The organism is Streptomyces sp. NPDC054840, assembly GCF_053611065.1.
On the sequence record NZ_JBSGZP010000618.1, the window covers coordinates 1 to 1,464 of the forward strand.

Consider the following 1,464-nt stretch of genomic DNA (forward strand, 5'->3'; position numbering starts at 1 on the left):
GTCCGGGACTGCATGATTTATGGCGCCTTGGCGGTGGTGCCTTGTACGGGCTGTTTCCGCGCCAACAAATCACGTTCTACGTCCCGGACAACACCCCGCCCCGTCCCCGTCCCTGGCTTCCTCGCCCTGGCGCCCCGGATCCCCTGCCCCGACTCCCGGTTTTCGGCCCCCAACTCCCGGTTATCGGCCCTGGATTTCGGCTCCCGGAGCCCGGTTTTTCGGCTTTCGGGTTTCGGGTTTCGGTCAGTTTTCTGTCTTGGGGCTTGACCGGACCTTGAGGGCGCGGGCGAGGTCGTCGAGTTGGTCGACCAGTTTGCGGCGCAGGAGGGGGAGGATGTCCGGGTTCTTGAGGCAGGTGTGGCCGGCCCTGAGGTTGGAGTCGTCGATGGCGTACGCGGGGAACGCCCAGCGGCCGGCGGCTTCGCCGATGGCCGGGCCGCGGCGGGCGCCGAGGGCGACGACCTCCGGGTAGTAGCGGGTGACGTACGGCGTGAGCAGTTCGGTCTGTTCGGGCTGCCAGAAGCCCTGGGCGGTGGCGCTGAAGAGGTAGTTGGACAGGCTGTCGTCGTGGAAGAGGCGGTCCCAGGCGGCGGCCTTGGCCTCGGGGGTGGGGAGGGCGGCGCGGCAGCGGGCGGCGCCTTCCTGACCGGTGGCGCTGGTGTCGGCGGCGAGAGCGGCGTCGATCTCCGACTCCCCGACGGCGCCGAGGACGGCGAGGCGGCCGAGGATGCGCCAGCGCAGTTCGGGGTCGAGTGCGGGGCCGCCGGGGACGGTGTCGTCGGTGAGCCAGGCCGCGATGGTGTCGGGCTGGGTGGCGCTGTCGACGAGGGTGCGTACGGCGGTCAGCCGCATGCCGGGCTCGGAGCCGTCCTCGGTGCGCCGGAGCAGGTCGCGGGCGATGGTGGTGAGGGTGGCGAGCGCGGCGGTCTGTTGTTCGGGGGCGAGGTAGCGGACGGTGACCTGGGTGCGGGCGAAGGCGAGGACGCCTTGGACGATGGCCAGGTCGTCCTCCTCGGGCAGGTGCGCCGAGGCGGTGGCCAGGTAGTCGTGGGGGGCGAGTTCGCCGTCGCGGACCATGTCGCGCAGGGCGTTCCAGACGACGGCGCGGGTGAGGGCGTCGGGGATGCCGGAGAGGTTGCTCAGGACCGTTGCGACGGAGGTCTCGTCGAGCCGGACCTTGGCGTAGGTGAGGTCGACGTCGTTGAGGACGAGGAGGGCCGGGCGGGCTCCGGTGGCCGAGATGATCTCGTCGGAGGGGATGTCGAGGTCGAGGAGCTCGCGCAGTTCGAGGAAGCGGTCGTCGACGGGGTCGCGGTCGTAGACGCCGACGGCGATGTGGTGGGGGCGGCTGCCGTGGCGGTCGACGGAGAGGGTCCAGCCGGCGGCGGTGTCGGGGTGGCCCTCGGATTCCTCGACGCGTGGGGTGAGGGTGTCGATGCCGGTGGTGCGCAACCAGATGTCGGC

The 1,464-nt window shown here is 71.2% G+C and carries 1 protein-coding gene; it reads right to left on the reverse strand.

Going from position 1 to position 1,464, the window contains the following annotated elements; genetic code table 11:
• Positions 1 to 243 precede the first annotated feature (243 nt).
• The coding region (locus ACWGIU_RS30830; protein ID WP_453711320.1) for an ERAP1-like C-terminal domain-containing protein at positions 244 to 1,464 on the reverse strand (1,221 nt) is incomplete at its 5' end.